The following is a 22,037-nucleotide window of genomic DNA, read 5'->3' as shown; positions in this document are numbered from 1 at the left end:
TGAAGTTCCTTAAAAATTAATAAGCATTACTAATAGCAATACTTTGTTTTTTAATCGTTTTATAGATAAATAAAAGAATGCCTAAAGATAACCAGAAACATCCGAAAGTCAGTGAAGAGGAGTCAAGGTTAAGCCAGAGACAAATAATGCTGATCACAGAGATAAGCGGTAAAAATAGGTTTAGAAACTTATTTTTAAACCCTAAGCGCTGTTTATCTTTAATATAAAATTTCATAAAAACTGAGAAGTTTACGGCTGTAAAAGCGACCAGAGCACCAAAGCTAATCAGGCTGACGACTTGCGCTAAATCTAGAAAAACCGCGGACATCGAAATAAGACCAACAAATAAAACCGAGAAAAATGGTGTACCTAAGGAGATATGAATTGTTCCAAAATACTTTTTAGGAAAAATATTGTCAGTGCCCATTATATACAGTAAACGTGAAGCACTGGCATGTGAGGCTAGGCCAGAGGCAACAGTGTTCATAATTTGCCCGCATAAGAATATGGACTGGAAAAAAGCCCCGCCGACATAAAGCACAATTTCAGGAAGCGCTTCAGTAGGGTGCTGGAAGCGAAGATTATTTGGAAAATAAAGCTGGATAAACCAAGCGGCGGTAAAGAAAATGAATCCACCAGCAAGTGTGGTTAACATGACTGCTCGGGGGATATTTTTGGTGGGTTGTTTGGTTTCATTTGAAAGCGTTGTGACTGCATCAAAACCTAAAAATGAAAAGCACAAAACTGAGGCACCCGCAACGAGCGGTAGTAAAGATTGGTGCTCATGCCAGAGGGGAGCCAAGGTAAGCACATGCTCATAACCTTGAGTCGAGCCAATGCCCCGAATCACTAAATACACAAAAATGACCATGAGTATGACGGGTGCAAACACAAACAACAGGCTTAAATTGGCAAGTAAGCGAATACGGAAACAGTTCACTAAAGTGATTACGCCAGTCGAAACAAGCACCCAAAACCAATAAGGTAGACTTGGAATGAGGGCAGTGAGATAGATGGCGGCAAGTAAGACATTAATGAGGGGTAATAACAGATAGTCGAGTAGAGAACACCAGCCGACAAAAAATCCACTTTTGGGGCCTAGGCTTTCAGCAGTATAGCTATAGGCTGAGCCTGATTTTTCTGAAGTCTTGCTAAATCTTGCATAGCTCCAAGCGGTGAGTAACATGGCGCCAAGTGCGAGTAAATATGCAAGTGGCACGTGACCATTGGTGATTCCAGAGACAATGCCGAAAGTATCAAACACTGTCATTGGCGTCATGTAGGCAATACCAATAATCGTGACTTGCCAAAGAGACAGTTTTTTTAAGGAAGACGTTTTATTTTCCATGTCATTTCAACCTCAAATTTCGTTGTTTTGCTTTTCATCCGGAAAAGCGATGCTATTTTTGAGCCAAAACTTCCCCAAGACCTGAATGAGCAAGTCTGTTTGAAGAAAGTTTGAACAAAAGCCAGAGGCTTCAGGTGCTGTTTCGCTTTGGTGATGCCTTAAAGCAAGGTCAAATATTTAGTATTTTTGACTTTGCTCTAGATAACGACCAATTGGAAAGATTGACACGGTCGTGAGAGAACCTGCTCGGAGCTTTGTTCTCTAAATAATGTGCCTGTCCTGATGGTGACGTCATTTGAAGTAATGACGCGAGAAGAATCGTTGATCACGATTGCTTTTTGTTTAATGTTTTTAAGCTTCGGCATGAGAAGTTTTTCGAGTGCGGAAACTAAAATGTCGGTGGCAATCACACCGATAAATTGATCACGAATCATGACCGGATGGGCAAGGGTGATGGTGTATGCACCATTGCAAATATAATCGACATAAGGCCCATGAATGCACGGACTTTTATTTTGAGCTGGTTTATGGAACCATTCGAATGAGCGAAAATCTAAAAATCGCTGAGCATTTTGATAGTTTTCAAGTTTGGCTTGTTGTAACTGATCTTCTTTTTTATACCACCATTCGAGTGTCCAATAATCTTGTTCTTCTTGCGTTGCAGGACTATAACTTGCAAAGCCGATACCTTGACTGTAATGGCTTTCCTGTAACGCCCTTTTAATTTCCTTTTGCAAAGCTGAACGTTCTGAACCTGAAAGCTTAACGTCTTTTGTTTTTTCAGGTTCATGTTTTGAGAGAATTTTGCTCGCTTTAGCCGCTAATTTTTCTGTAATGGCTGTCGTTTCCTCAACCACCGTCTTTAACAAATTTTGAAGCTCTTCTATATCTAAATGTTGGGTCATTCCTATAACTCCTAAAATTCCGTATTTCTCACTCGATATTTGATAAGCGCTCTGTTTTATTATTTTTATTCGATAGATAACTTATATCGAAGCATTTGGTCTGTTAGCATCGAAATAATTTTTCGTGCTTGAATAACAGCATCATCTTCATTGCCTTGAACAAAAGATGATAAAAGTTGGTGGTATTGCGCGACAACCAATTGATGAAAATGGTCATCTTGATAAAGCACAGCAATGAGCGGAGCCCATTCGGCTTGTATGGTTAACTCTTGATTTGCCAGTCGAGCTGATTGAGCAAAAGAGGTGAGAGTAAGCAAGCAACGTAAATCAAGCTGGGCACGAGTGTCTGCTTCAACGGCTTGTTCAAATTGCTCAATAAGCTCTTTGATTTTGCTCAGTTCATATTCAGTGGTTCTTTGTGCTGCCAAATAGGCACCATGGCTTAATATTGCACTATGAAATTCACCTAGATCAGCAAGATATTCATTTGAAGCTTGACGCAAAGGATGTTTGTTTAAGAGTAAATCGGAAGGTAACTCACAAACAAAACTTCCGCCGTTTCGTCCGCGTCGTGTATCAATCAGACCTTTTACCCGTAAAGTATTTAACGCTTCACGAACGGTAATCGGTGACACTCCCATTAAGCGAGCTAAATCCGCCTCGTTAGGAAGTTGTTCATTGCTTTTGAGCAATCCAGAGATAATTGCATTTTCCAAGCGTTCAACAACTTGTTCCGAGCGAGTTGCCTGAGCGATAGGTGCAAAAATTATCGTATATGCTGACATGGCGAATTCTCTAAAAGCTAAGTCAGTGACTTAGCTTAATGAAACGGATAAATGATTAAAACACGCCATATTGATGGACTGCCTGTTCATCTTCAGGCACAGCTGGTATTGCATCCCAAAGTTCAACAATTTTGCCATTATCTACACGCCACAATTCAAAATAGGCATGTCGATTTCCGGCAATATTTCCTTCAGAATGTGTCAATACAAATTGACCATCAGCAATGGAGCGATGAGTTTTGGAGTATACCAAACCTTGCCCTTCATTACGGATATTGTTCAAAAAATCAATCACTGCCTTAACGCCATCACCAATATCTGGGCTATGCTGAATGAACTGATCGCCGTGGGTGTATTCTTTAAATGCTTCGTAATTGCCATCAATTAATGACTTCTTAAAGAAAGAGGTCACAATCTCACGATTTTCCTCTGGGTCATGGTGAGTTACGATTTCGGTTGGACCATCTAATTGCGTTCTGCCACTTACATTTGGGGCTGCTTCTGCTACCAGACCATCCCAATGCTCTACAATTTTTCCATCTTTAACGCGGTAGATATCAAAGCCAACTAATGGGTTTTCATCTAATCCCTGAAAGCGCCCATGAATCGCAACCAAGTCGCCATCTGCCAATACGCGCACAGCTTCATGTTGCATGTCGGGGCAGTCTTCTACCAGTTGACGCAATCCTGAAATACCGTTGGCAACCAGTGGAGAGTGCTCAATAAAGTCTTCAGAAAAATAACGGTCTAGAGCAGTGGTGTCATGTAAATTAAATAACTCGTGGTGCGCCTTACTCACAAAGTCTTTCATTTCTTGTTTATTCATTTTTGATTTCCTTTCAAATCTGATTTTTATTATTCATTTGAACTCATTACATGTTTAACGCGTGTATATTCTTCAAAACCGTAGCCTGATAAATCTTTACCATAACCTGATTTTTTGAAGCCGCCGTGTGGCATTTCTGCAGTTAGAGGAATATGGGTGTTAATCCAAACGGTTCCGAAATCAAGTTCACGAGACAGGCGAGTTGCGCGTGCATGATCTTTAGTCCAGACACTTGAAGCCAAGCCATATTCAATATCGTTGGCTTTTTCAATGGCATCATTTTCATCTGTAAATTTTTGAACAGTAATGACTGGTCCAAAAATTTCATTTTGAATTGCTTCGTCGTGTTGTTTTAAACCACTAATCACAGTTGGTTCAAAATAGAAGCCTGGACGATCGGCTTGCTTGCCACCAGTTTCAACTTTGGCGTGAGCAGGTAAGTTGTCAATAAAGGTTTTAACATTCTTTAATTGATTAGCGTTGTTGAGTGGACCATAAAGTGCGTCTTGATCATCTGGTTCACCAAAGCGTGTATTTTTTGCAGCTTCAATTAATTTACCTAAGAATTCATCGTGAACTGCTTCAGCAACAATCACGCGCGTTGCAGCAGTACAGTCTTGTCCTGCATTGAAGTAACCCGTTAAAGCAATCATTTCAACTGCCTTATCAATGTCTGCATCTTCAAAAACAACAACAGGTGCTTTACCACCAAGTTCAAGATGGGCTTTAGCTAAATTTGCAGCAGCAGAAGCAGCAACTTGTAATCCAGCACGAACCGAACCTGTAATCGAAACGAGAGCAGGGGTTTTATGTGATACAACTTTTGAACCCACCTGAGCTTGGCCTAACACTACATTAAATGCGCCTTTAGGGAAAAATGGTGCGGCAATTTCTGCAAGCAAAAGTGTGCTTTCAGGAGTGGTATCACTTGGTTTAAGCACCACAGTATTACCAGCTGCTAAAGCAGGCGCAATTTTCCAGACAGCCATCATGAGTGGATAGTTCCAAGGTGTAACTTGGCCAACTACACCGACTGGTTCGCGGCGAATAGAAGAGGTTAAACCTTCTAAATATTCACCTGAAGCTGTGCCATTCAGTAAGCGGGCAGCACCTGCAAAGAAACGAACCTGATCTGCCGATGCACCAACTTCTTCAGATGCAATTAAGTGCTTTAACTGACCTGTATTACGGCTTTGAGCCTCAATTAAACGCTCCGCATTTGCTTCAATAGCATCTGCTAAATTAAGCAATGCTTTTTGACGCGTTGAAGGTGTACTGCGTCCCCAAATTTTAAATGCTTCTTTTGCAGCGGCGTAAGCAGCATCAACTTCTGCCTCGGTTGCATTAGGCGATTGACCATAAACTTCGCCAGTCACCGGACTCACTAAGTCAAAATAATCATTTCCTTTGCTAGCAACATATTCGCCGTTAATAAAGTGTTTTAGTTGAGTGTTAGCCATTTTTTATACCTTGTCCTTAGGTTTTAACATATAACATATAAGACTATATGTATTATGTTTTAAATTTTCTGTCAAATGCTTTGATGAGGGGAGTGAGTGAAAAAAGTTGGAATTTAAATCAAATTAGATTTTAAGTTTTTGATTTGTTTATTTAAAAAAAGTTAAAAATTTATTGAAGTTTTTTAGAGCAGGTTCATTGTCGTAATAGCTTTGTTGATTTGACGAAAGACAATAGAAGAATTTTTCTAATCGAGAGTAAATTGATGAGCCAAACCTTATGCTTAGCTCATCAATTTTTCATTCTTATTATTTGAAATTAAAGAGAGTTATTAGGTCTTATGACTCGCAAGCAAGATACTAGTTTCACTGTTATAAATCCCTGAAATGTTCCTGATTCTTTCTAAAACTTTGTCGAAGTTTTCTAAAGTGTCAGACCGTAGCTCGACCAAGATGTCCCATTTGCCATTGGTTTTATGCAAACATTCCACAGCACTTTCTAGGCGTAGTTCTTTAATCACAGACTGCGCTTTAGTACCTTCGACCATGATGCTCATCCATGCACGGATAACATTTCGTTCTGCATTGGGTTTAAATCGTACTGTGTATCCGGTAATGATGCCCGACGACTCCAAATACTCGATTCTCTTTTTTACTGTTGCTCTTGAAACGTGAACTTTTTCGGCTAACTCAGTAACAGACATCCGTGCGTTATCTTTAAGCAAACCTAAAATAATTTGATCAATGTTATCCATATTGTAATTGTCAATTATCAGATTGGTAAAAAATAATTCATTTTTTACTGAATTACAAATTTTGTGAATCAATTTGATTTTGAATAATAGGGTCATCAACTAACCCTAATAATTTTAATTTAATGGACTAGATAGGATGAATAATTTTGCAGTTTCTCGTAGTGACTTTAACGAGTGGATGGTTCCAGTTTTTGCACCGGCAAATTTCATTCCTGTACGTGGCGAAGGTTCACGTATCTGGGATCAAGAAAATAAAGAGTATATTGATTTTGCAGGCGGGATTGCAGTAAATGCATTAGGTCATGCGCATCCAGTGGCAGTAAATGCTTTAACAGAACAAGCAACAAAACTTTGGCATGTGGGCAATGGTTATACAAATGAACCTGTTCTACGCCTTGCAAAACAACTCACTGAAAATACATTTGCAGACAAAGTTTTTTTCTGTAACTCAGGTGCTGAAGCTAACGAAGCGGCACTAAAACTTGCACGTAAAGTGGGTTTAGACAGTGGTGTTGCTGGTAAAAGCGGCATTGTGGCATTTAAAAATGCTTTCCATGGTCGTACTTTATTTACCGTTTCAGCAGGCGGTCAGCCTAAATATTCACAAGACTTTGCTCCGCTTCCAAATGGTATCAACCATGTTGCCTTTAATGATTTAGACGCAGCAAAAGCGGTAATTAATGAGCAAACATGTGCGGTTATTGTTGAGCCGATTCAAGGTGAAGGCGGCGTTATTCCGGCTGACATCGAATTTTTAAAAGGCTTACGCGCACTGTGTGATGAGTTTGGTGCCTTACTTATTTTTGATGAAGTACAAACTGGTGTAGGCCGTACAGGTTCACTTTATGCCTACATGAACACTGGTGTTATTCCAGATGTTCTTACAACTGCAAAAGCACTAGGTGGTGGTTTCCCAGTCGGTGCAATGCTAACAACTGATAAGTTTGCACCGCATTTTTCAGTGGGTACACACGGTACGACTTATGGCGGTAACCCGTTAGCAAGTGCGGTTGCGGGCGCAGTATTCGAATTTATTAACACACCTGAAGTGCTTAACGGGGTTAAAGCACGCCATGATTACTATAAAAAAGCTTTAAATAAATTAAATGAAAAATATGAAATCTTTGAAACAATTCGTGGTCAAGGTTTGCTCATTGGTTGTGTCTTAAAATCAGAGTTTGCAGGCAAAGCAAAAGATATTAATAACCTTGCGGGTGAAGAAGGTTTACTGAGTTTGATTGCTGGTCCAAATGTTGTACGTTTCACACCATCTCTGATTATTCCTTTGGCTGATATTGATGAAGGCTTAAAAAGATTTGACCGTGCACTTGCTCGCTTCGTAGCAATTCAAAAGGATGAACAAGCAGCATGATGATTATTCGTTACATCGAACCTAAAGATGTTAACGACCTTTACCTGTTGGCGCAAAAAGCAGGTTTTGGTTTGACATCCTTACAGCCCAATATGGAAAAACTTGCTGCTCGTATTGAGCGGGCTTGTAGGACTGTGGCAGGTGAGTTGCCAAAGGCAGATCAGGTTTATTTATTTGTTCTCGAAGATACTGAACTCAACAAAGTAGTAGGTGTCTGTGGCATTGAAGTCGCACTCGGTTTAAAAGAGCCTTGGTACAACTTTCATGTGGGCACTCAAGTTCATGCATCGGAGCCGTTAAGTGTTTATAAAGCTTTGCCAACATTATATTTGAGTAATGACCATACAAATTGTAGTGAACTTTGCACTTTGTTCTTAGATCCGGACTATCGCTTAAATAAAAATGGCAAATTTTTATCTAAAGTTCGCTTCTTGTTTCTGTCGGCATTTCGGCAATATTTTGAAGAAACCATTGTGGCAGAAATGCGTGGTTATTCCGATGCAAATGGGCAGTCACCATTTTGGAATGCGGTAGGCCATAAGTTTTTCGATATTGAATTTACCAAAGCCGATTATTTAAGTGGAGTAGGGCAAAAGGCCTTTATTGCAGAGCTGATGCCAAGACATCCACTCTATGTCGATATGTTGCCAGATGATGCTAAAGCAGCGATTGGTATTGTTCATCCAAATACTCGACCAGCCTACAATCTCTTGCTAGAAGAAGGGCTGCGTTATAAAGGATATGTCGATATTTTTGATGGTGGGGCGACATTACAGGCCGATATCGAAAATTTACGAGCGATTAAAGAAAGTCAATCGGTAGTGATCCAAATTGAACAACCTGAAAATATTGCGGTAGGGGACGAACCTTACATTGTAGCCAATGATGACTATGAAAATTATCGCGCCATTCTTGTGTATAGCAAACCTTATAAAGAAGAGCTGCAATTAACTAAAAAACAGGCAGAACAATTGAATGCCGAAAGTGGTTGTTTAGTTCGTGTGCTAAGTGTTCAAGCTAAACACGTTTCGAGTCCAGAAGCGGTAAACAAACTCAAAGAGACTGATCATTTGCGAATGGCTGTTAATTAAGCAGAAATACTATACATTTCACCAAATTTAAGAAGGAATACTATATTATCGCTAACGCAAGATTGGTATATGGATAAACACAATCTTGCTCGCTGAGCTGGAATTCATTAGCCTGCCGCTATTCTATAAAAGACAGAAAATTAAAATATTTAATTAATTCATATATTTTAATTGTCTACCGAAATTATATTGATAGAGGTCAGGCTAATATAATAATGAAGGAAAGGATTTATGATTAATTTTTATTGTTATAGGTAATAGCTTTTAAAAAGGAATTTATAAGGTTTTAAATGATTTAATAATATTTTTAACATGATTTAATGGACTAAATTGATAATCATATAATTTATTTATTATTAAAACATTTACAACGATTGCTATAAATTGGAGTAAATATTACATGAGTAAGAATAACGGAAAGCAATTCCTGGAAGGAGATCTTCTTGGTAGTCAACATATGACTGAGCAAGAAGAAGAGAAATTGCAACGCTCATTAACCAATCGTCATATTCAGATGATTGCGATTGGCGGTGCAATCGGGACTGGATTATTTATGGGTTCCGGTAAAACATTAAGCATTTCAGGAACTTCAATTGTTTTAACCTATTTAATTATTGGTTTCTTCTTTTTCTTCGTAATGCGAGCAATGGGTGAGCTGCTGCTGGCGAATACTAATTTTAAAACATTCGCCGATTTTGCAACGGCTTATTTAGGCCCGTGGGCGGGATTCTTCCTTGGTTGGTCCTACTGGTGTAACTGGATTATTACTGCTATTGCCGATGTGATTGTGATCGGAGGGTACATGCAGTTTTGGTATCCTGATTTACCCGTCTGGATTCCTGCATTTACTTCATTAGCAATTTTAACCATACTCAATTTTGTGGCCGTTCGGCTATTTGGTGAACTCGAATTTTGGTTTTCCCTCATCAAAATTACAGCAATTATTCTGTTCATTCTTGCTGGTATTTACTTAATTAGTACCGGATTTACTTCTCCGAATGGTGTTAAGGCATCGGTTAGTCATTTGTTTGAAACACAATCTATGTTTCCTTATGGTGTAACAGGTTTCTTGGCAGGTTTCCAAATTGCCATATTTGCGTTTGTGGGTATTGAGCTCGTTGGTACAACTGCTGCTGAAACTAAAGACCCGCATAAGTCACTTCCAAAAGCAATTAACTCGATTCCTTTACGTATTTTATTGTTCTATGTGGGGGCATTGGTTTGTATTATTGCGGTCACATCCTGGGCAAAAGTTTCACCAGAAAAAAGTCCATTTGTAGAAATGTTTACATTGGTCGGGTTACCAATTGCAGCAGGTTTAATCAATTTTGTTGTAGCAACTTCGGCGCTATCTTCGGCCAATAGTGGAATTTTTGCGACCAGTCGTATGTTATACGGTTTAGCATTAGATAATGATGCACCTAAAAGCTTTAGTAAGTTATCTAAAAGTAAGGTTCCAATTAGAGGACTCGTATTTTCGATGGCTTGTGTGACGGTGGGAACATCTATTTTATTTATTGTTCCAAATGTCATGACTGCGTTTACAATTATTTCAGCGCTCACTTCAATTTTATGTATTTTTACATTCATGTTGATTGTGCTTTCTTATATCTCCTATCGTAAAAAATTCCCTGAATTACATATTCAATCCCAATATAAAATGCCGGGTGGATTATTTATGGCATGGTTTACGATGCTATTTTTAGTTTTTACCATCGTCATTTTAGCTTTAGATCATGACACTTTAATTGCACTTGAGTGTTCACCAATCTGGTTTATCGGTTTATTTATTGCCTATAAGTATAAAAAGAAGAAAATGATGCAGCTTGATATCTTAAAAGCTCAAAAGGTTGATTATATTTAAACTACATAATGAATTTTTTTAAAGCTAGGCACGAGCCTAGCTTTTTTATTTTGAAAATAATAACTTATACTTTTTTTAAGACAATTTGATTATGGTTGCAAGGTCTAATAATAAACTTAGTCAGAAAATTTTTATAAGATCCGAAATACTTATAGGATTTTAAATATGGTTATAGATATCAAAATGAATTAAATTAATTTTAAAACTAAAGATTACAAATTAAAAGGAATGGTAATCCCATGATACTTAAGTGTAAAGATAGTGATTTAAATGATTTTACTATTGGAAAAAGATACATCTGTTTTGGGGTGCAATTTAATGAATATCGAAATGAAACAAAAGTATCTGTTCGCCGCGATTCTGATGGTACTCCTGTTATTGTAGAAATTTCTAAATTTGAAATAATTAATCCTAGTATACCTGAAGGTTGGGAAATTTCATTTTATAAGCAGGAAGATACTATAACTACTATTATTGAACCTAAAGAATTTAGTGGAGAATTTTGGGATGACTATCATGATGGGAACCCTAAAATGGAAAAATTATTTGAAGATACTTATATAAAGATCTGTAAATTCCATAATTTTTCTATTACGTCCGATTGATTAATTAAAATCCAATAAAAAAGCCTCATTACGAGGCTTTTTTATAATCCTTATTTAATATTTGGATCGCCTTTTTTCAAGAAAAAGCGAATCGCTAATTTTTGTAGGAATGTTCCATAAGGAGGATGGAAAAGTTGAGTCGGGAAAAACCGATGGCGTGTAAATACCGTTTTTGCATGAGAAAGTTCACGGAAACCTTCTTCACCATGATATGACCCCATACCTGAGTTGCCGATACCGCCGAAAGGAGCATCATGGTTAACCACATGCCAGCCCCAATCATTGATGGTCACACCACCTGAATGAGTTTCACGTAAAATACGATCACGTTCTACCGAACTATGTGTAAAGCAATAAAGCGCTAAAGGTCGTTCGTCTGATTTCACATAGGTAATTGCATCATCTAAAGAATCATATGCAACGACAGGTAAAATAGGGCCAAAAAGTTCTTCTTTCATAATGCGCATGTCGGGAGTGCAGTTAAGTACAATCTGTACAGGCATTCTGCGGCCTTGTTGGTCAAAGCTATAAGTGTCGCAAGGAATAATCCGCGCACCTTTTTCTTGTGCATCGGTCAAAATATCTTGAATACGTTTTAAATGACGGTCATTCACAATGGATGTGTAATTTTCATTGTTTGTGATGTTCTGACCAAACATTTTTATAAAGCTTGATTTTGCAGCATCCACAAATTCATCAATACTTTCTTTGGGAACCAACGCGTAGTCAGGCGCTACACAGATTTGACCACTGTTTGTCGCTTTACCATGTGTAATACGTTTTGCTGCATCGGCAAGTGGGTAGTTGCGGCCTACAATTGCAGGTGATTTACCACCTAACTCAAGTGTAACAGGTGTTAGATTTTCAGCTGCTGCTCGCATGACGACTTTGCCAATCGCAGGAGAGCCAGTAAATACAATGTGGTTAAAGGGTAAAGATGTAAATCTAGCTGGATCTGTGATTTCTTCACCAAAGACTGCGACTTCATCTTCATTAAAGACTTCGGTGAGCATTCGTCTTAGCATTGTATTAGTGTTTGGTGTAATTTCAGATAATTTAATCATGACTCGGTTGCCCGCAGCTAATGCGGCAATGAGCGGACCAAGTGCTAAATAAACTGGAAAGTTCCAAGGCACAATCACACCAACCACGCCCTTAGGTTGGTATTGCACACTTAATCGGTTTGATAAAAATAAAAGTTCAGTACGGCGTTTACTTGGGCGCATCCAGCGGCGTAAGTGGTGAATTGCATGATCAGCCTCTAACACAGAGCCAAGTAAATCTAATAGTTTAGATTCATCTAGTGATCTTGAACTAAAGTCAGTATTAATCGCAGTAGCTAAAGCATCTTGGTAACGAATAATTTGTTTTTTTAGTTGATGCAGTTTTGTTCGGCGTGTCTCAAGACTTGGGTATGGATCTGCCTCAAAATTGGCACGTTGTTTGGAAAAAATAAGTTCCATATGTTCAGTGGCAGAGCCGCTATATTCTTTTAAAGTGGAGTGTTCCATTTTTATTCCTTCCCATACTTTTGCTTATCATACTTTATGCTTGAAGCGTTGTATGGTCGATGTTAAATTGAGACAACAAGAGGTAGTTTAGTGCCATTATGCACGTCACTCTATGGATAATGTTAATTAAATGCCTAATAATCTTTATAAAAATGCAAATGTTGTTATCGAAGGAAATTATGATAATACATCTTTCGGTTCGAATACATATTTGCTGGGGTTGACCAGTTTATTTGATGAAATGGGCTTGCAAGGCCATTCAATGTCAGATGTTCTATCTGGTACAAATATTTCACCAGATGCGATGAATCAACCCTTTTTATATATTTCTCAACTTCAAAAAATCCAGTTATTTCAAAATATTCAACGTTTATCTCATGATCCGTTAATTGGATTACGTGCAGGACAAAAGCAGCGGCTGTCAGATTTTGGAGTGTATGGTTACGCACTCTATTCTTCGCGTAATTTTAGGCAAGCGGTAGAACTTGGCATTCGACACATTAAGCTTGCAGGGCCTATTTTAAAGAAGTCTTTTTATATTCGAGATGATGCTGCTGTTTTTGAAGGGCAGGACATTATTGCACTTGGTAAGCTTCTGCCTTTGGTGTGCGAGTTTTGGTTTAGCTCCATGCAAACCTTAATTGAACGTGTGCTTGAAGGGCCATTTCAAGCGAAGAAGCTTTTATTACCTTATCCAGCGCCTGACTATGCAGAAGAGTATGAAAAAGTTTTTCATTGTCCTGTTCAGTTTGATGCTGGCGTAATGCAATGGCACTTTGATTTAAAGTGGCTTGATGTACCTTGCCCAAATGCCAACCCGATTACCGCGGATATGTGTAAGTCGTTTTGTGAGCGGATGTTAGGTGCTGCGGTAGCTGAAGAGCCTGAGTTGGTGAAAACAATTCGTTTGATCTTGTTAGATGGAACAGGGCTTTTTCCATCGGCTCAAGAAATGGCTGAGCGGTTGCATATGTCAAAACGTACTTTACATCGGCGGTTAGCGGGTTTTAATTTAACTTATCAAGAATTATTAGATGAAACTCGGCGTCGTCTTGCGGATGAATATTTGCGAGAGACGACTTTATCTATAGATGAAATTGCTGAGAGAATTGGCTTTTCAGATACTTCTAATTTTAGAAAAGCCTATCGACACTGGACAGGCATTTCACCGAATGAATATCGGATACAGTATCTGAAGTAGAATGAGGTAACTCTGCTATTTAAATTGAGATAACAATTTTTTCTGCAAAAATGGATTACAGAGCAAAATAGCAAATAAAATAATAAATATGCCGATCATACTGAAAAGATCAGGTAATTCATGCCAAAAAATAAATCCCCAAATTCCTGCAAAAATAATAGCAATGTAATTCATTGGGCCAATTTGTCCTGCTGGTGCTAAGCTGTACGCATAAGACATAAAAAGCTGACTAATGTTTGCTAAAAGACCTGCGGCAATCAGCAATGCAAGTTCATGCCAAGTGAAAATACGCCAATGCCAGAACATTGGAATTGATGAAATTAAGCTACCAAAAATACAGAAATAAAAAACAATACGCTCAGGCGGTTCTGTACTGGTTAAAGCTCTGACAGTTACAAAAGCCATGGCTGATAAAAAGCATGCGCCTAAACCAATAAAGGACAATGCATTGAGTAGGCCTTGGTCGGGTTTAGCAACAAATAAAACCCCAATTAACCCAATAACGGCGGCAAAAATCATCGATTTTGTGATTTTTTCTTTTAAGAAAAGCCATGCAATGAGTGGAATAAAAATAGGAGATGAGTAGCTAAAAACCATCGCATTCGATAGTTTTAAGTTCGCAATGGCATAGAAAAAACCATACATTGCAGCGAGCCCCACGACACTTCGCCAAGTGTGCATCCAGAGTTTATCGGTCTTAACAAAGTCCAGCCCTTGCTTAAAGAGCATAGGAATAAAAATAAATAAACCCACTGCATTTCTAAAAAACACGACGGTGGCATTGTCCACTGTTTGTGAAGCAAAACGAATGCATACTCCCATAATGGAAAATAATAATGCCGATGTCATGAGACAAAGCAGAGCTTTTCCAAGTTGAGTTGAGGGGAGATTTGGAGCAGTCTGATTTTGCATATCGAAATGAGTTTTTGGTTTTCGGTATTATCTTAGCAGCGATGCAGGCATTGGATGAAATATCATTTGATAATGATTCAATAGTGATACTTAGCAAAATTAAAAAGAGAGCCTATGTAAGCTCTCTTTTTAATTTTGAATACCAGTTATTTACAGCTAAAGTTTTCAGCTTTTTCACTATCACCCTGACCATTGTAACGAGCAATCAGTGGGTAAGGGCAAAGTGGACGAGTACGGTCTGGTGCCCAGTCTTGCGGAAGTTCAGTATTCACTTGACCACTTGGGTTACCAGTGCCGCGTGCGGTTGCAATGATTTTGTCAGGTGTTTGTCCATATTCGACCCAGTTGACTAAAGCAGTCAGTGCGTCAAATTGGTCGGTCGCAATACCATCACGGGTATGGTTCATGCCCGGAACTCTAAAGAAACGTGCAAATTCAGGAGCTGTACCTTTTGCATCATTTTTATAGTGTTGTAGCAGTTGATCATACCAATTCTGGGTGTCATCTACAGAGAAAACGCCGTCTGCTGTACCTTGTACCACAATCATTTTTCCACCGTGATTACGGAGTTTATCCAGATTCAATTCATCGGGTGGCATCATGAATGACATCGAACTTTCTGTGTACACATCATTGGTCGCCGATAATTTTGAATAATCAGTATCAAAATTATAGTTAAAGGCAAACTGTCTAGAGTTTTGAGTCACAGTTGGATCTGGCGGAACCTGAAAAAGAATACCGACTGCAACAGGGTCACGTGCTGTTCCCACCGAAGATTCGAATTTCCAGCTTGCCCAGTTACTGCCGACTAAACCGGGGTCGAAAGGCTGGGTTGCATAGAGAGCTTGTCCAGCAGAGTTTATAGGACCGCGGTAAATGTTGGCTAATACATCAATTTGTTCGGTACTTAAACAAGTACCATCTCTTGTGCTTGAGCAAACGGGTACGTGCTGATGAATATCAAATGCAGTACGGCAAGCCTCAACATCTTGAACCAGTCCATCTGCAACGCCGTCTAACGCATCGCATCGATCTAAAATCGCTTTTGCTAATACTTTACGCTCTGAAAGAGTGAGGGCGGTACTTAAGTCATTTTCGTCTGTTGCAACTCGACGAAGCTGTTGTGCTGTATAGAGTTGAGCTGCGGCTGCGCGAGGCAAATGAAAACCCGGTGTGCTTGCCAAAATTCCATCATATTGCTCGCCCAAACGGGTTGCCGCAATCATCGCGTGGCGTCCGCCATTTGAAGTGCCGCCTGCATAGGAGCGGTCTGGCAATTTACCATACGCTGTTTTAATTAGATTTTTTGCCATAGGCGTGAGTTTGGTAATCGCACCATAGCCGTAGTTAATTCTGGCTTGAGGGTCTAAACCAAACATTGGATTTTGTGAGGCGTTATGTCCTGCATCGGAAGAAATAACAGCGAAACCATCATGTAGGGCATTGGTAAGTGGACCACCGCTGCCGACCTGACCCGTTGCAGGAATTAAATTACCATCGGTTCCGCCATTGCCTTGATAGAGAAAACGGCCATTCCAGTCAATGGGTAAGCGCATTTCAAAACCAATTTGATAGGTTTTTCCATCGACAGGGCTTACACGTTGGTCCATATAGCCTTTGATTAAACAATGAGCGCCAATCGGTTTGTTGGCTACAGTCAAAGTGCCTGCCTCTTGAAGGGTAGCGGAGCTAATGACCGTATTGTTGTATTGAAACCCAAGTAAGTCTGAACAGCTTCCTGTCATTTTTACGCCCACAGCAGGAGACAACTGAGGTGGTTTCGTTGTTGAGGGCGTAGTTGTGTCATCACTGTCACTTCCACAGCCTGCTAAAGAACCGAGCATGGCAAGTACTAAAGCGGAGTGGGTCAAAATTCGTTTATTGTTGGTGTAATTCATTTATTCATATCCTTATTGAATGAATGGTCGCAATTAATCTAAAACCAGAAAATTAGCTGTACTTCGTGCAATCATTTTGTTGTTTTGCCAAGCTTCACTTTCGAGATTCAGTACAGTTTTGCCTTGTTTAATGAAACGGCATTTAGTAATAACTTCGCCTACAGCACAGGGTCTTAAAAAATCCATGGTTAAGTTAATGGTGGTGGCAGGTTTACGGTCATTGGCAAGAAATGCAAAAAGGCCCATCACATCGTCGAGCATGGCGCAGATCATGCCACCTTCAACGGTGCCGCGCGGGTTGGTAAAGCTTTCTATGGCTGTGTAGTGGATGCTGAGTTCAGTATTTTTTTCATTCCAATGGATATTGTGTCCACCCAAATGATGATGAATTGGCGGTAAGTGTTCTAAATTTTTTTGATCCATAATGAAGGGTCCATCCTTTTGTAAGTGTTATAAAAAATTATTATTTCAGGGTGTAGGCATCATAAATAACTGCTTTGCCCAAACGCATTGCACTACCTACTGCAATGGTCTGGTTAAGCCATGAATATTTAGGTGAGCTGGTTTCAAACTGCATGGTGATTTTGAAATAGTAGTTTTTCGGGTCGACATCTTTGCCTTGAGCAAGCTGTTTTAGTGTTTCTGCAGAGCCATGTCGGTAACCTTTGGTTTGAAGATAAATGAGTGCACCGTCATCGGTTTCTAACAAATATCGCGTATCAATAATTGCTAGTCCTTTGCTGTCGACAATCTGCCAATCTGCGCCATTATTTAAAATGCGGCCCTTAAGTGATTTCCCTTCGAATGTCCCACCTGTAATGGGAATAATTCGGCGTTTACCTGCGTCACTCGTGGCACCTAACTCCCAAACAGGTGCATTCAAATCCACACTAAATTTTGCTAAAGGCTCAAGCTGAATAGGTGGCGGGCTATATTGTGTTTCGGCATGAGTCAGGGCAATCAGACTCATTCCACAGAGTAGCGTTACAACTTTCTTCATGATTGATTTCCCAAAATAAAAAGAGGTTCTATGTGCAACAGAACCTCTTTATGATTTATTTAAATTTCCATGTGTAATCAATGTTGATGCGAGTTTCGTTTACAGGCTTGATGTTGGCAGTGGAAAGCATGTTGTTGTCATACATTGCATAGCGCGCGCGTAGCCCTAAATTTTTTAACCAGCCACTTTGAACGGTGTAGCCTAAATCAAAGTCTGTTTCGCGTTCTTTTAGATTGGTTCCACCTAAGTTGGGTGCATAAATATTATGACCTGTGGTGTAACGGGTCATGAAACGTAAACCCGGTACATAATCTTTAAAGTCGTATTCATAGCGGAAGCTATAGGCTTTTTCTTTTGGGTTTAAAAACTCGCCCGGCCATGTATCAATTAACAGGCCTGTTTCACCTCCGGTCAAATACGGAAATGCGGTGTCGCCGTGATGTTGGAAGGTTCCAAAAATAAACTTATGGTTTTGATGTTTTAACTCAAAGTGAGCATGATAAAGGTCATTATCGACTAAACCAGCTTTTGCTTGTCCATCATCTCGGCTGCGGTAGTAGCGTAACTGCGAGCTAAGATTAGTAGTGTCATTAATTTTGTGTTGATGTAATGCGCCGACCATGGTTTGGTTATAAAGATCATCAACATCCATATAGAACGCTGTGAGTTTGATTGCTGGATCAAGCTGATAGTTCCCACCTAAATAATAGAGTACGTCAGTTTCGGCACTTTTAAACCGTCTATTCACCCCTGAAATTTTAATTTTTTCATAGTTGGTTGAATCACGATGATTCACTTTATCCAGATAGGCTGCCTGTAAATCAAAATTTTTAATGTCTTTGCTAGTAAGTGAAATTCCTCGATAGGTTTGAGGGAGCAAACGAGCAGGTGAAGCCACTAAAACTGGGTTCATCGGCATTAGAGTACCTATGCGTAGCTCAGTCTGGCTCATTTTCGCTTTTGCTGTGACGCCAATTTCCCCATAAGAGTCGGTAGGCTCGTTGGTGCGCGTGTCTCTAGGTAAGTTTCCTGTACCTCCATGCTCGGCATCGGCATCTAGTTTAAAGCCTGCCGTTGTAAGTACATCCAACCCAAAACCGACAGTCCCTTCGGTATAACCTGAATTGGCTTTAAGAATAAAACCTTGTGTCCAGTCCTTGGCAGCAGGGTAAGCAGATTGCTCTTGGTAGTCGCGGTCAAAATAGAAATTTCGTGTGGTGAGTTCTACTGAACTGTTGTCAATAAAACTACCCGCCCAGACCGATCCTGAGAGCATAAGGGTAGAGTACATCCATAATTTCGACATAGCATTTCTTCCTGAAATATCATTTCTTGTTTTCAACAAGGCATGGTTGTTGTGTCTGCCTTGTCTGGTTTTTAAATCGAATTATTTTCCGAGCAGTTCTCGGGCAACGATTTCTTTCATAATTTCATTGGTTCCCCCATAAATTTTTTGTACCCGTGCATCCACAAAAAAGCGTGAAATCGGGTATTCCTGCATGTAACCGTAGCCACCAAAAAGCTGAAGTAATTGGTCAATCACTTCACATTGAGCATCGGTAATAAAGCATTTCAATGCGGCAACTTGAGTGACGCTTAATTGGTGTTGTTGATATAGCGCTGCACATTGGTCTACAAAAGCTTGGGCGGCTTTGGCTTTGATTTGCGCGTTTGCGAGAACAAACCGCGTGTTCTGCATTTGGCTTAAAGGTTGCCCGAAAGCTTTACGTTCGAGCACATAGTCTTTAGTAATTTCGATGGCGCCTAAAATTGACCCCAAAGCCATCATAGAAATACTCAAACGTTCACGCGGTAGCTCTTGCATTAAATAAGCAAAGCCTTGTCCTTCTTCACCCAAACGCTGAGTTGTAGGCACACAAACATCATCAAAAAAAAGTTCGGCTGTATCTTGGGCATGTAGTCCGATTTTTTGTAAGGAACGGCCTTTTTTAACGCCATCTAAAGCGGCATCGACTAGTAAAATCGAAATACCTTTTGCTTTAGCTTGTGGATTGGTTTTAGCTACCAGAACAATCAGGTCGGCATGCAAACCATTTGAAATAAAGGTTTTTGAACCATTAATACGGTAGTGATCATTTTCTAAAATGGCTTGAGTCCGTATGGCCTGTAAGTCAGAGCCAGCATTGGCCTCTGTCATCGCAATTGCAGTCACGACTTCACCTGTCACCATTTTGGGTAACCAATAGCGTTTTTGCTCTTCAGTTCCAATATTTTGTAAGTAAGGAGAGACCAATTCGTTTTGTCCCCCAATTGCAACCGCCAACGATGCAAAACCTGCTTGAGCAGTTTCTTGAACCAGCATGAGAGAATAATGAACAGGAGCGCCATAGCCGCCATATTCTTCGGGCACATCGACGCACAAAAAGCCATTTTCCCCAAGACGAAGCCATAGATCACGTGGGATCAGGCCATCGTGTTCCCACTGTTCATAATACGGAGCAACCTGTTCTTTTAAGAACCTGCGATAGCTGTCCCGAAATAGTTCAAATTCTGTATCGTGTGGCATGTTGAACCTTTTTTTAGGCAAAAGTGAGGCTAAGGCCCAAACCGAAGTTTGAGCTTCCTTTTTTATTTCAATTGCTTATTGCTTTAAGGTGGGTACCCGAATAATCAGTGGGTTTTCGGCCTGCTTTTGATAAAGTTCATCAATTAAAGCTGCACGACGTTTAGTAATATTGCTTTGATTGAGGTTGCCTTTATCGGTCACTTCTCCAGCATCGAGCTGAGGTGGTTCGGTCATTAAATAAAGCATTGAGACTGTATTTGAACTGCCAGTCGCATCTTTATTAAAGGTCGTTAAAAATTGGCGGAACCATTGCTGGATTTTAGGATGCTGTAATATCTCTGTTGCAGAATGCTCGCCAAGCTTAAGGCCTGCGTATTGAGCACAAGTTTCTAATTTTGGAAAAATCAGAAAGCTAACAGCATTCAGGTTTGAACCTGTAATACAGACATCTTGAACCAGTAAATTACCTTGAATGAGCACTTTATTGCGAAGCGTGCCCACATTGACGAAAGTACCCGTATTGAGTTTAAAGTCTTCGGCAATTCGTCCGTCGTACATCAGGCCTTTAGTCGGATCATTGATATCGACCAAACGAACAGCATCACCTGTATGGAAAAAGCCTTCATCATCAAACACAGTGCTTTGTTGGTCTGCTTTTAAGCGCCAATAGCCTTTCATCACATGTTTTCCACGAACACAAAACTCAAGTTTGTCACCACATGGAACCAGCTTAATTTCACACCCCGGTGCAGGGTAACCAATAAAGCCAGCCATCACACGTGGGCCTGTTGTAAAAGCACAAGATGGTGCAGTTTCAGTCATACCCAATCCGCTCATAATGCGAATTTTTTCTCCGCAATGTTGCTGAGCAATTTTATCGAGCCTGTTCCAACCAGCTTCTGAAAGTGCTGCACCTGCAAAGAATAAAATTTTAACTTTGTCAAAAAAGCGGTCTCTTAATTCCTCATCTTTTTCTAAAGCTTCGGTCAGTTCTTCCCAACCTTTTGGCACATTTAAATAAACTGTTGGAGAAATTTCTTTGAGGTTACGAATGGTTTCGTCAAATTTTCCTGCAACGGGTTTGCCATCATCAATGTAAATCGTACCGCCGTTATAGAGCGCGATGCCGACATTGTGACTGCCGCCAAACGTATGGTGCCAAGACAGCCAGTCGAGTAGGACAGGCGGCGTTTCTTCAAACTCAGGGAAAGTCTGCAATAGCATTTGCTGATTAACACACAACATTAAATGCGTGGTCGGTACAGCCTTAGGGAGTTTGGTTGAACCCGAGGTAAACAAAAACTTGGCAATTTGGTTTTCATCAAGGGTTTGATAAAACTCTTGAACATTTGAAACAGGCGTATCTAACAGCGACTGAAAAGACGTGCAGATCTGATTGCCCACAAGCCCCTTGTTGGTTACCACTTCAATGTCGGATGTAATACATGCCTGAATGGCTTTGGCAAAGGCCTGACCGTCACTGGCATAGACCAAGCCAGGTGTGAGAACTTCAAACACATGTTTGAGTTTGCCAAAGTCTTGAGAAATAAGAGAGTAGGCAGGGGAAATTGCTGAAAAAGGCACACCCGCCAGCATGGCACCCATAGAGAGTGTTAAATGTTCAAGATCATTACCACTTAAAATGATGAGTGGTCTTTCTTGGCTTAAGTTACGTTCATGTAAAGCCTGAGCAATATGCCATGCGCGTTGTAAAACTTCTGCATAACTCAGTTTGACCCATTCACCTTGAGCATTGCGTTTTGCTGCAAAAATATGGTCTGGTTTGGTTTGTGCAAAATGAATTAACCGATCTGTCAGTTTTTGTGGATACGGTTTTAATTGCTCTTTTGGGCTGATATAGAGCGTGTCATCTTTATGGTGATAATGAATATCATGTTGCCCTAATTTTACGAACCGTTCGCGGTCTTGTGATTGAGTGGCATTCATTTGCATTTCTTTCACTCCATGGAAAGCGCATCA

Annotated in this window: 19 protein-coding genes; 5 read left to right on the top strand and 14 right to left on the bottom strand. The window is 40.0% G+C overall.

Annotation, left to right across the window (positions count from 1 at the left end):
* Nucleotides 1-16 precede the first annotated feature (16 nt).
* From ACB088_RS10795 to ACB088_RS10770, 6 genes are all read right to left on the bottom strand, one after another.
* A complete protein-coding gene (locus ACB088_RS10795) occupies nucleotides 17-1,348 on the bottom strand; it encodes an APC family permease (protein ID WP_375036941.1) in 1,332 nt (443 codons plus the stop codon).
* A 197-nt stretch (nucleotides 1,349-1,545) separates the two neighbouring features.
* Nucleotides 1,546-2,253 carry a cache domain-containing protein gene (locus tag ACB088_RS10790; RefSeq protein ID WP_375036940.1) on the bottom strand — a complete coding sequence of 236 codons (708 nt, stop codon included), beginning with the start codon at nucleotides 2,251-2,253 and terminating at the stop codon, nucleotides 1,546-1,548.
* A 65-nt stretch (nucleotides 2,254-2,318) separates the two neighbouring features.
* Entirely contained in the window at nucleotides 2,319-3,038 is a 720-nt protein-coding gene (locus ACB088_RS10785; protein ID WP_151745179.1) for a FadR/GntR family transcriptional regulator, read from the bottom strand.
* 55 nt (nucleotides 3,039-3,093) lie between these two features.
* A complete protein-coding gene (locus ACB088_RS10780; RefSeq protein WP_003652774.1) occupies nucleotides 3,094-3,864 on the bottom strand; it encodes a nuclear transport factor 2 family protein in 771 nt (256 codons plus the stop codon).
* Between the two features lie 29 nt (nucleotides 3,865-3,893).
* Nucleotides 3,894-5,324 carry a gamma-aminobutyraldehyde dehydrogenase gene (locus tag ACB088_RS10775; protein ID WP_017391631.1) on the bottom strand — a complete coding sequence of 477 codons (1,431 nt, stop codon included), beginning with the start codon at nucleotides 5,322-5,324 and terminating at the stop codon, nucleotides 3,894-3,896.
* A 329-nt stretch (nucleotides 5,325-5,653) separates the two neighbouring features.
* Entirely contained in the window at nucleotides 5,654-6,076 is a 423-nt protein-coding gene (locus tag ACB088_RS10770; RefSeq protein WP_002120489.1) for an Lrp/AsnC family transcriptional regulator, read from the bottom strand.
* 136 nt (nucleotides 6,077-6,212) lie between these two features.
* On the opposite strand from ACB088_RS10770, the gene ACB088_RS10765 reads away from it, so the two are divergent.
* The 4 genes from ACB088_RS10765 (at nucleotide 6,213) to ACB088_RS10750 (ending at nucleotide 11,008) form a co-directional block, all read left to right on the top strand.
* Nucleotides 6,213-7,448 (top strand): aspartate aminotransferase family protein, encoded by a 1,236-nt coding sequence (locus ACB088_RS10765; RefSeq protein WP_375036939.1) that lies wholly within the window; start codon nucleotides 6,213-6,215, stop codon nucleotides 7,446-7,448.
* The gene (gene astA, locus ACB088_RS10760) at nucleotides 7,445-8,539 is read left to right on the top strand and encodes an arginine N-succinyltransferase (RefSeq protein ID WP_375036938.1); all 1,095 of its coding nucleotides are present in this window, start codon (nucleotides 7,445-7,447) and stop codon (nucleotides 8,537-8,539) included. Before ACB088_RS10765 ends, astA begins: the two co-directional genes overlap by 4 nt.
* Before the next feature lie 400 nt (nucleotides 8,540-8,939).
* A complete protein-coding gene (locus tag ACB088_RS10755) occupies nucleotides 8,940-10,403 on the top strand; it encodes an amino acid permease (protein ID WP_309953615.1) in 1,464 nt (487 codons plus the stop codon).
* A 239-nt stretch (nucleotides 10,404-10,642) separates the two neighbouring features.
* Complete coding sequence (locus ACB088_RS10750; RefSeq protein ID WP_375036937.1) at nucleotides 10,643-11,008, top strand: hypothetical protein; 366 nt, start codon at nucleotides 10,643-10,645, stop codon at nucleotides 11,006-11,008.
* A gap of 50 nt (nucleotides 11,009-11,058) precedes the next feature.
* Here ACB088_RS10750 and ACB088_RS10745 read toward each other — a convergent pair whose 3' ends face one another.
* Complete coding sequence (locus ACB088_RS10745) at nucleotides 11,059-12,519, bottom strand: coniferyl aldehyde dehydrogenase (protein ID WP_375036936.1); 1,461 nt, start codon at nucleotides 12,517-12,519, stop codon at nucleotides 11,059-11,061.
* Between the two features lie 130 nt (nucleotides 12,520-12,649).
* On the opposite strand from ACB088_RS10745, the gene ACB088_RS10740 reads away from it, so the two are divergent.
* Nucleotides 12,650-13,720 (top strand): AraC family transcriptional regulator, encoded by a 1,071-nt coding sequence (locus ACB088_RS10740; protein WP_375036935.1) that lies wholly within the window; start codon nucleotides 12,650-12,652, stop codon nucleotides 13,718-13,720.
* A gap of 15 nt (nucleotides 13,721-13,735) precedes the next feature.
* Here the strand turns inward: ACB088_RS10740 and ACB088_RS10735 are convergent, their stop codons facing one another.
* The 7 genes from ACB088_RS10735 to ACB088_RS10705 form a co-directional block, all read right to left on the bottom strand.
* Complete coding sequence (locus tag ACB088_RS10735) at nucleotides 13,736-14,632, bottom strand: DMT family transporter (protein WP_375036934.1); 897 nt, start codon at nucleotides 14,630-14,632, stop codon at nucleotides 13,736-13,738.
* A 146-nt stretch (nucleotides 14,633-14,778) separates the two neighbouring features.
* A complete protein-coding gene (locus ACB088_RS10730; protein WP_375036933.1) occupies nucleotides 14,779-16,530 on the bottom strand; it encodes a tannase/feruloyl esterase family alpha/beta hydrolase in 1,752 nt (583 codons plus the stop codon).
* A 33-nt stretch (nucleotides 16,531-16,563) separates the two neighbouring features.
* Nucleotides 16,564-16,953, bottom strand: coding sequence for a PaaI family thioesterase (locus tag ACB088_RS10725; RefSeq protein ID WP_375036932.1), 390 nt, complete (start codon nucleotides 16,951-16,953; stop codon nucleotides 16,564-16,566).
* Between the two features lie 40 nt (nucleotides 16,954-16,993).
* Nucleotides 16,994-17,530: a DUF3237 domain-containing protein gene (locus tag ACB088_RS10720; protein WP_375036931.1), complete on the bottom strand. Its 537-nt coding sequence runs from the start codon at nucleotides 17,528-17,530 to the stop codon at nucleotides 16,994-16,996.
* 55 nt (nucleotides 17,531-17,585) lie between these two features.
* Nucleotides 17,586-18,836, bottom strand: a complete 1,251-nt coding sequence (locus ACB088_RS10715; RefSeq protein WP_375036930.1) for an OprD family porin — start codon at nucleotides 18,834-18,836, stop codon at nucleotides 17,586-17,588.
* Between the two features lie 81 nt (nucleotides 18,837-18,917).
* Nucleotides 18,918-20,057, bottom strand: coding sequence for an acyl-CoA dehydrogenase family protein (locus ACB088_RS10710; RefSeq protein ID WP_375036929.1), 1,140 nt, complete (start codon nucleotides 20,055-20,057; stop codon nucleotides 18,918-18,920).
* 75 nt (nucleotides 20,058-20,132) lie between these two features.
* Nucleotides 20,133-22,019, bottom strand: coding sequence for a feruloyl-CoA synthase (locus tag ACB088_RS10705; RefSeq protein ID WP_375036928.1), 1,887 nt, complete (start codon nucleotides 22,017-22,019; stop codon nucleotides 20,133-20,135).
* Nucleotides 22,020-22,037: the final 18 nt, after the last annotated feature.

This window comes from Acinetobacter sp. RW6 (genome assembly GCF_041956835.1).
Classification (GTDB): domain Bacteria; phylum Pseudomonadota; class Gammaproteobacteria; order Pseudomonadales; family Moraxellaceae; genus Acinetobacter; species Acinetobacter calcoaceticus.
The sequence above is the reverse complement of the archived record's forward strand: the minus strand, read 5'-3'. Positions and strand labels throughout refer to the sequence as shown.